The 8,803-nt window shown below is 40.0% G+C and carries 7 protein-coding genes; all 7 read right to left on the reverse strand.

All coding sequences use genetic code 11. From position 1 onward, the window contains the following. Positions 1-107: 107 nt before the first annotated feature. Positions 108-398 carry a rhodanese-like domain-containing protein gene (locus E1176_RS10785; RefSeq protein WP_155210621.1) on the reverse strand — a complete coding sequence of 97 codons (291 nt, stop codon included), beginning with the start codon at positions 396-398 and terminating at the stop codon, positions 108-110. After that, positions 395-2,269: a T9SS type A sorting domain-containing protein gene (locus E1176_RS10790; RefSeq protein WP_185152750.1), complete on the reverse strand. Its 1,875-nt coding sequence runs from the start codon at positions 2,267-2,269 to the stop codon at positions 395-397. Before E1176_RS10790 ends, E1176_RS10785 begins: the two co-directional genes overlap by 4 nt. Before the next feature lie 7 nt (positions 2,270-2,276). Next, the gene (locus E1176_RS10795) at positions 2,277-3,086 is read right to left on the reverse strand and encodes a PASTA domain-containing protein (protein WP_155210623.1); all 810 of its coding nucleotides are present in this window, start codon (positions 3,084-3,086) and stop codon (positions 2,277-2,279) included. Between the two features lie 54 nt (positions 3,087-3,140). After that, positions 3,141-4,214 carry a D-alanine--D-alanine ligase family protein gene (locus E1176_RS10800; protein WP_155210624.1) on the reverse strand — a complete coding sequence of 358 codons (1,074 nt, stop codon included), beginning with the start codon at positions 4,212-4,214 and terminating at the stop codon, positions 3,141-3,143. A gap of 57 nt (positions 4,215-4,271) precedes the next feature. After that, positions 4,272-7,250: a T9SS-dependent choice-of-anchor J family protein gene (locus E1176_RS10805; RefSeq protein WP_155210625.1), complete on the reverse strand. Its 2,979-nt coding sequence runs from the start codon at positions 7,248-7,250 to the stop codon at positions 4,272-4,274. A gap of 77 nt (positions 7,251-7,327) precedes the next feature. Further along, on the reverse strand, positions 7,328-7,630 hold the full coding sequence (locus tag E1176_RS10810) for a NifU family protein (protein ID WP_155210626.1): 303 nt from the start codon (positions 7,628-7,630) through the stop codon (positions 7,328-7,330). Further along, on the reverse strand, positions 7,630-8,727 hold the full coding sequence (locus E1176_RS10815; RefSeq protein WP_155210627.1) for an Mrp/NBP35 family ATP-binding protein: 1,098 nt from the start codon (positions 8,725-8,727) through the stop codon (positions 7,630-7,632). Before E1176_RS10815 ends, E1176_RS10810 begins: the two co-directional genes overlap by 1 nt. Positions 8,728-8,803: the final 76 nt, after the last annotated feature.

Below are 8,803 nucleotides of genomic sequence, written 5' to 3' on the forward strand. Positions count from 1 at the left end.
TTCGGACTCCTAAGGTCGTCCTCTGAGTGATGTGCTAAATAAGGATTACAGACTTCGAAAGCCTCAAAAAGACAGATTGCTAATTGCTCATTGTTAATTGTTCATTGTCAATTGGTGTAAGCTTCAATGCCGCCTTTTAAGCTTTTTACGTTGGTGAAACCTTGCTTTGATAAGTATTTTTGAGCTTGTTGGCTTCTTTTTCCGGACTGACAGTGTACAATAACCTCTTCTTCTTTATGAGGCGCCAGCTCTTCTAACTGATCAGGTAAGCTTGCCAGAGGGATGTTTCTAGCTCCAATATTCCGCTCCTCGTATTCCCAGGTTTCCCTAACATCAATGATAATAAGCTCCTCCTGATCCGTTCTGTTTTTAAGTTCCGATGCTGTTATCATCTTCATTGTTTAATGATTTTTCGCGTAATCACTTTATCTTCTCTTATCAGTTTAACCAGATATAGCCCAGTTGGTAGGTTGCTTATATCTACGGTATTTCCTTCATTTAATTCCTCACGAATCATAAGCCTGCCGTCCATGCTTAATATTTCGAAAGGCCCGGTATAATTGGCTATTCTAAGAGTACCCTTTGTCGGGTTAGGGTAAATCCTGATGACTTTCTCGTTAACTTCCGGTATGTCAGTAATTGTTTCTGGTTCGGGACCAAAAACAGGGCGCATCATCATATTTCCAGAAATGTTTTTGTTGACTTCCCATTTGCCCGATACATTAAAAAACACTCTGTCACGCGTATCTGAGTTCTTATCAAGGCCTACAGCAACGACCTCAGTTGTGTTTTGTCTGAAACCGATGTAAAATATCGAATCCTCAATAAATGCCGGATTTTGCAATTCAAATCGTGTGAACTGATTGAGGCCTGGTTTTACACTTATCGAAATAGGTTCTCTCAGCATTACTTCGTCACTATTCTGGGCAGTATCAATGTCGCTCCATACCATCAGGTCGATGCTTTTACCATTAGGAGAAGAGTTGACGTACGGAAAGTAAATGTCAAAGGCTATCAGGTAATTTAATGTATCGCCAAGCTTTTCGTACTGGTAGGCCAATCTTCGTCCGCTGGTGATGAGCCCAATAGCAGCTTCGGCCTCCCCATCATCATATGCATAATAATCTTTGAGATTGAAAGTGGCAGTAGTAGTGTCGTTTCTGTTAAAGTTGGTCAAAGGGAAATTCTTAAATTCATCACCATCAGTGTCATCTTCATCACCGCTATTTAATGTTATAAACACTTCTATTTTTGTTGAATCTGCGTCTACATTCAAAGCACTTCGAGGTGCAGATGTTGGTAACGCTCTAGTTTCATAAGCACCTAGATCTATTCTTAATATTTCACTGCTTTCATTAAAAATAAATTGATCTGAAACTACGCTGTCATTGAAGTGAGTAACCTGTGTTGTCACATCGAAATTTACATCTTGACCAGAACGTTCGTCTATATCAAGGTTGGATATGACGATACTTGTATTTTGTAAAGTATCATTGAAATGAGCTACGGGAATACTCGTATAATTATTTAAAAAAGGAGAAGTTAATTTACTTACAATAGAGCGATCGGGGTATGCTGTACTGTTAAAATTACGGTCCTCATTTATATAAATATAATCAACATTCCACACATCAAATGGGCCTGACTGCCTACCAAAAGCTTGAAACCTAAATTGAAAAGCATCAGTAAAGTACTTAGGGTCTGCAACAGGTAAAAGCACTTGCTTAAATTCCCCGTCTCTTACCAGAGGCTGATCGGTATTTGGCCAAATTGTGTTCCAAACTGAGTCTGTTGAGTTGTAAAATTGAAGTCGGATCGAATCAGCAGCATCGGGGACTTCACCCAGACCAGAAAACTGATAGAAAAAGCTTAAATAGATACTGTCAGCAGGTGAGTGAACCGTGAGGTCAATAGGGCAGGAGGTCAGCACATCTGTAAGGCCGGTACTCGAGGCACTACCAAGGTAGGGTGTACCATCGGCCTGTAGGCCATCGAAAGAAGCCACATTTAAACTAGGGGGCTGCAAACCTAAACCTCCGTTTACAAAAACATTCTCACTCTCAAACCATATGGTAGAATCGGGTTGCCCTTGTGATTGTGAGAAATCATCCCATATAGGAAGAAAGATGGTGGTTGATTCTGTTTTTGCGTTTATTGATTTATTCTTTTTAGAGACTTCTTGCTTAATGGGATATATTTTTAGCTGACCTGAAGCGCATATGCTCCCCAGCAAAAACATTGAAAATATACCAAAACGAAAAAAACTCATATAATAATTAGTCATTTAGCAACGCCTGCGCGTCATCATCGTCACCACCCAGGCGCAAGGTGTCAGATTCCGGAGCAATCCATACATTTATAATGTCCCCGATACGCACACGATCTCCAGACTCAGGTTGCTGCTTAAATACAATACTTTTTCTACCAGCCGTGTCACCTTCTACGGTCACCAGACCAACTTCCAGGTTAGAACCTAAGATTATAAATCGGGCATCTTCCAAATCGTAACCAACAAGTTGCGGTGCGTCAAAAGTGGATCTGGCGTAGCCGTCACCTACCACTAAATCGATAGTAGATCCTTTAGCAATTTTTTTACCTGCCTCAACTAGTTCACCATCGATGTACATTTCTAAAACAAGGTTTAAAAAAGGACTCGGCTTATATTTTATAGTGCCTCGTTTTAATTCGTTACTCTTTAAAACCGCCTCGGCATTTCGTAAAGAACGATCTACAAGACTTGGTACAGGCACTGTAGGTGGCTTTACTCTGTTTACTGAGATAAATATCTTCCTATTTTCTTTCACCCTGGCACCAGCTTTAGGGTATTGTTTTACAATAGTCAGTGGGTCGTATTTTTCGGTATAAGTAGAGTCATTTACTTCATACCGTAAGTTTCTTTTTACGAGAAAATCCTCTATTTCATCCATATGGATGCCCTCCAGGTCGGGCACGGTTATACTTTCTCCATGGTTTGTATAGTTGGGTAGGTAAACGTTAAAAAACAACAACACACCACCCACAACAAGGGTGATTATGATGAGAAAGTGGATGAGAAATCCTTTTAAGGTATTAGAAGCTATTTTCATTTGAATTTACTTAACGTTCAAACTTAGGCATTTCTTATAATAAAAGTTAGCCATTTAGTCTGGCTTGTAAGTTTTTACGAGTTTTTTGCTGCGATCAAAGCGTGCTTCCGCCATATTGATGATTTTGGTGATCAGGTCTGCAAAAGAAATGCCATCATGCTGCCACATCATCGGAAACATACTTGAGTTTGTGAAACCGGGAATTGTATTTATTTCATTAATCAAAATACTACCATCTTCTTTTAGAAAAAGATCTACACGCGCAAAATCTTCACACCCCAGTACTCTGTAACTTTCAATAGAAAGCTTTCTTATTTCCTCAGAAATCTCATCAGAAACTTTGGCTGGTATTTGAAGTTTGGCTGCATCAGGATCTAAGTACTTAGCTTCATACGTATAAAAAGCATAATCGCTGCTTACCACGATTTCTCCCGGTACCGAAGCTACAGGTTGCTGATTGCCCATAACAGAACACTCAAGCTCTCTACCCTTTACAAATGACTCGCACAGCATTGTATTGTCGTATTTAAAAACGCCATCAACAGCTTTTTTAAACTCCTCTTCGCTTTCAACCTTGTAAATACCTACGGAAGAACCCAGATTAGCAGCTTTGGTCATAAAAGGTAGGCCCAGCTCAGCTTTTAGCTTTTCATAACTCAAAGTATCCTTATCCTCTACGGAAAAGTGACAAAACTTACTGGTAGGTATGCCAGCAGCATTCATGAGTTTTTTGCTGTAAAGCTTGTTCATAGACACAGCAGACCCCAAAACACCAGTGCCAACGAACGGAATATTCATTGCTTTGAGCATGCCTTGAATGGTGCCGTCCTCTCCATCTGTACCATGCAGCACCGGAAATACAATGTCGGGAGATATCAATTGTCTATCTTCTGAAATGAAGCCGATTTGTTGAGGAGAAAGACTGTAATTTAAGGCTTTACCTTTGTTAAAATCACCATTTACTTCATCCATTAAAAACCATTGGCCCTGAGGCGAAATGCCTATAAGTAAAGGCTCAAAAAGCCCTTTGTCGATATATTCTGCAATGTTTTTTGCAGAGTTTATAGAAATAGCGTGCTCTACCGATTTGCCACCAAATAGAATTGCTACTGATGTTTTTTTACTCATATGTGGTCAATTAACTCAGACGGGCCAAATATAGGGAATAAATAGAGAGACTTGTGCCTAATTTCTATTAGTGAGAATCAAACTTTTTGTGAATGAAAAAGTTTCTCCCACTACCTTTACAATATACAAACCAGCGGGCTCGCCAAAGAGGTCTAATCGGTAAGTTTGATTAAGGGTATTTGGTTTTACTTCCTCTAGTACCAAAGCCCCTGTTCTGTTATAAACCAATATTCTCACGTCTTCTTTTTGGTTTAGCGTAAAGCCTAGTTTTATGACTCCGTCTAAACTTGGGTTGGGGTAAAGTGCATTCTGAATTAGATTGTCAGTCTCAGTAGTGAATACCTGAATATTATCCAGGTAAATATTATTCCCATTGTTTGAGGTGCTGACAAAAGCAATCCTTACGTTTTCTTCACCGATAAACTCACTGAGGTCAATGTTTTCGGTGCGCCACAGACTATCAGCAGTGGGATTAAAATTTTCAAAGCTTTCAAAAGTGGTATTGAGTTGATCACCAGTTTTAGAATAAATAGGTAAGTTTTGATAGGTTTCACCGCAGTTTGTGGAAACATAAATTTCAAGTTCTTCAGCATTACCCTCAAGAAGTGAATAGGCCAAATCAAAGCCAAGACTAGCTACATTGGTGTTGCTAAAATCAAGAATAGGGGATACAAACCAGTCTTTTTGACCAAAGACCTCATAATTACTAGCATTAAGCACAAGTGACTGACCTTTGGTGGTTGGTTGTATTTGCCAGGTTATATCTTGATCGGGATTGATGATTGTCCAAAGACTAGTGTCGAGACTCTCAAAGTTCTCTTTTACAGGCAGATCTTCACTGCTGTTATCAATTTCAAAAATATAATTAATGAAATTGTCATCAGTATTTGGTTCTTCTTCCATGTTAGGGTTTAATGCAAATAATTCTATGGTATGACTACCCTCAGCTAACACTGGCAGGTCTACAGTAAGTGTTACAGACTCCTGACTTGTAAGAGAATCTACGCTTTGCCAGACAACCGTATTATTTGATCCACCATCTATAATGTATTGAAGCTCAAAATAGCCTATGGCAATACCGCCAACATTTTTAATGCTCACTTGAAGTGGAGGACTGTTTTGGCAGGTAACTCGTGATGGTGAGATAACTTCTTCGAGTGTAATATCTTCATTGTCATTGCTTACAATCCCAATATTATCAAGGTAGAGGTTATTGCCAAAGCTGTTAAAGGCTATAAACGATACGCGTACTTTTTCACTACCTGCGTATGCACTTAAATCTACAAACTCATTACGCCAATCTTCAGGGCCGGATGGCACGAAATAGCTGGTAGTTGATATCGTGCTTAGGTCATTTCCAAATTTTGCAAAAACAGTATCAGCTTGGGTTAGTGCATCGTTACACATCTCGGTAACTGTTACAATTAAGCCATCGTTAATAGCTGAAAATCTAGCGTAAGACACATCAAACATTAAGGCCGCTGAGTTTATGTTACTCATGTCTATAACCGGAGAGGTGAAAATATCAATTTCTCCTTCTAGTTCATATTCGTAAAATTCCATGCGATAAGCTTGATTGGAAGCATTATTAAATGGTGCCGTTACAATGCCCCAGGTATCAAGTTCATCGAGGTTTTGAGTGGTCCATAGAATCGGCTGCTCCTCAAAGTCGACAATCACAGGCAACTCAACAGTCTCAGGTATGTTGATATTCACCGAGGATTGGTCGTTATCAGCATTGCCATCACTCACCCCGTTGGTTGTGGCTATTTCAAACTCAATGGTATAATTCCCAGTAGATGGCAACTCTATTGGAGTAAATGTAACAGTATCTATCTCGAGATATGTCAGTGAGTGGCTGGAAGGAAATGTTTCTTCAACCACGCCATTTACTTTTACAGTTATCGAAGATGATGTAATTGTATTAGTACCATAATTTCTCACTTCCAGTACCGGAGTTATACTTAGCTCACAGGCAGAAGCTTGAGGAGATAAAATCTTTCTTATGCCCAGGTCATTGGCAACCATGACGGGAGCTACATTTCCTTTGGAAGTTTTAAGGCTTGCTCTTCTTGGGCTGTTATCGATGACTACCCGCATTCTGCTTTTCTGATCTTCCGTGAAGAGATTCATACAGACATCATCGGTGTAGTCCATGTAATTCTGAAACATTTCATCATTGCCACAGGAGGTAGGGCCAGGGAAAGTACAAGTGCCCAAACCATTGTTGCTACCATTGGCTGCAGGAGTATCATCACAAAAATCATCTATGGTACACTCACCGCTATCACCCCAGATATGTCTTAAGCCTAGAAAGTGCCCAACTTCATGGGTGGTAGTACGCCCCAGGTTGTATTTTGAAGATAAATCTGCATCGGGCACGTAATCTACAGATCCAAAAGCTCGATAATCTACAACCACGCCATCTGTAAGGGCATAGTTGCTGGCATCATCGAGGCCCTGCAGTGTAGATACAGGAAACTGAGCAAAGCCCAGAAATCCATTACCAATATCAGCAACCCAGATGTTTAAATAATCCTCTGCCGGCCAATAGCTTTGCCTTTTGAGTTCATATTGATCATTGATTTGATAGACTGATTTTCCACCTTGTACTCTTACAATCCCATCTGTTGATAGCCCTTCAGGATCTCTTTTTGCTAACTCAAATTGAATTTCAATATCCGCAGCTACGGGAAGAAAGGCTGTTGGTGTGTTAGAGGCATCTTTATTAGTTCTCCTAAAGTCTTCATTAAGCACTGTAATTTGTGATTCTACCTGTGCCAGAGAAAGGTTCTTGCCATCTCCAATTGGTTCCCCATCGTGAATGAGGTGAACAACAACGGGTATAGTGATAATTTCGGCCTCTTGCCGGGCAAACGAAGGCGTTTGGTTACGCTCATCAATTTTTTGCTTTAACCAGCCTTCAAATTCAGATTGTCCTTCGAGTTGTAAGTATTTGGCTTTAAGCTGTTTCTGATAAGAAACTATACCGCATTTTTCTTGTGCCGGGGTTTTATTTATAAAGGCAACCAGCATTAAGCACAAAAAGCCTGCTTTGAGCAGGCTTTTGTATAGGCAATATTTATTGTCTTTTTCCAGCTTAGTATTTTATACTATAACATGTTGTCAGGTAACTTGGCATTTGGGTCGTCTGGTTGTGTAATATTTATGGCTTCAACCGCTGTAACCTCAGGCACCACTTTTTTAATGGCTTCTTCAACTCCTGCTTTCAAAGTCATGGTCGACATCGGGCAACTTCCACAAGCACCCAATAACTCCAATTTTACCACCATGTCATCGGTAATCTCTATAATTTTTACGTTACCACCGTCTGTCTCTAAATAAGGTCTTATGTTATCTAAAGCCCTGTCTATGCGTTCCGTAAGTTCTGTAGATACGTTTTTTGTAGTTTCCATTATACTGTTTTAATCTCTACAGGTTTAGTTTTTTCTTTGCTGGCATTTCTTATCGCCACCTGTCGGGCCAATGTTTCTGCCAAATCAGTGAAAGCATCAGCTGTAATTCCTTCTTTCATTACTGCCGGAAAGCCGTTGTCACCACTTTCTCTTATGCTTTGCACAATCGGTATTTCTCCGAGTAAAGGAACGTCATACTTTTCTGATAAGTTCAGCCCTCCGCCTTGTCCAAATATATAATATTTGTTGTCAGGAAGTTCCTCTGGTGTAAAGTAAGACATGTTTTCTACGATACCCAAAACAGGTACATTTATTTGCGGTTGCCTAAACATATTAAGTCCCTTACGGGCATCGGCCAGCGCTACTTTTTGAGGGGTTGTAACGATTACAGCTCCTGTTACAGGCACAGTTTGTACCAACGTAAGGTGAATATCACTCGTGCCTGGTGGTAAATCAATTAACATATAATCGAGTTCCCCCCAGTCCGTATCGGTCATAAATTGCTTGAGGGCAGAGCTTGCCATAGGTCCTCTCCAAACTACTGCATTATCAGCAGGAGCAAGAAAACCAATAGAAATCAGCTTGACGCCATATTGCTCCAGTGGTTGAATGATATTTTTACCATTCACATTTTTCACACCTGGTTGCTCGCCTTCACAGTTAAACATGGTCGGCATTGAGGGGCCAAAAATATCTGCGTCTATAACGCCAACTTTAGCACCTGTTTTGGCTAGAGCCACAGCAAGGTTGGCTGTGGTTGTAGATTTGCCTACACCGCCTTTACCAGAGGCAATGGCAATGATGTTTTTTACATCAGGTAATACGGGTGTATTTTCTCTTGCCGTAGTTACGTTAGATGTCATATGAATCTCGACATCTAAATTTTTATCTAAATGCTCATGTATAGCTTCAGTACAGTCTTTTTTAATAAGCTCTTTTAGCGGGCAGGCCGGTGTGGTCAATACCACTGTAAATTTTACTGCATCGCTAAATACTTCAACATCCTTAATCATGTTCAATGAAACGAGATCTTGTTTAAGATCGGGATCATCTACAGTTGATAAGGCCTTTAAAACATCTGATTTATCAAATTTCATAATAATCGTCCCTACTATATTCCGTTTTTGCTTTCAAGGCGCAATTTAGGGGTTATTTGTGTGTTTTTAATCATTT

Origin of the sequence: Fulvivirga aurantia, assembly GCF_009711475.1 — a bacterium.
GTDB lineage: Bacteria > Bacteroidota > Bacteroidia > Cytophagales > Cyclobacteriaceae > Fulvivirga > Fulvivirga aurantia.

Bases quoted from the DNA above. Each gene is read 5' to 3' on its own strand.
- E1176_RS10795 (WP_155210623.1), bottom strand. From the start codon at position 3,086: ATGAAAATAGCTTCTAATACCTTAAAAGGATTTCTCATCCACTTTCTC.
- E1176_RS10785 (WP_155210621.1), bottom strand. From the start codon at position 398: ATGAAGATGATAACAGCATCGGAACTTAAAAACAGAACGGATCAGGAG.
- E1176_RS10800 (WP_155210624.1), bottom strand. From the start codon at position 4,214: ATGAGTAAAAAAACATCAGTAGCAATTCTATTTGGTGGCAAATCGGTA.
- E1176_RS10815 (WP_155210627.1), bottom strand. From the start codon at position 8,727: ATGAAATTTGATAAATCAGATGTTTTAAAGGCCTTATCAACTGTAGAT.
- E1176_RS10790 (WP_185152750.1), bottom strand. From the start codon at position 2,269: ATGAGTTTTTTTCGTTTTGGTATATTTTCAATGTTTTTGCTGGGGAGC.
- E1176_RS10805 (WP_155210625.1), bottom strand. From the start codon at position 7,250: ATGCTGGTTGCCTTTATAAATAAAACCCCGGCACAAGAAAAATGCGGT.
- E1176_RS10810 (WP_155210626.1), bottom strand. From the start codon at position 7,630: ATGGAAACTACAAAAAACGTATCTACAGAACTTACGGAACGCATAGAC.